Source organism: Halorubrum sp. SP3, from assembly GCF_005435195.1.
GTDB lineage: Archaea > Halobacteriota > Halobacteria > Halobacteriales > Haloferacaceae > Halorubrum > Halorubrum sodomense.
Genome location: NZ_SGTU01000856.1, coordinates 1 through 208 on the forward strand (window position 1 = coordinate 1; position 208 = coordinate 208).

General features: G+C 45.7%; 1 protein-coding gene. It reads right to left on the reverse strand.

The features are described 5' to 3' along the window. A partial coding sequence (locus EXE42_RS20145) for a hypothetical protein (protein ID WP_206750802.1) occupies positions 1 to 208 on the reverse strand: 208 nt, incomplete at both ends.

Here is a 208-nt window from a genome sequence, read left to right on the forward strand (position 1 = left end):
TTGAGATAGCGTCCACACCGCTCCGCCGCCGAATCGTTTCTATCCTCACTTTCCAACTCATTACTCTTTTTCACCTGAGACCAGTATAAGTCGAAGCTCTCGGTCAGAAGATCGAAAAATGTTGCCAAGCTTTCTATCGAATTTGAACCGACAGATACCGATGAGATATCCTGATTTCGAGCCTCATCGAACGCATACTCTGTGTAGT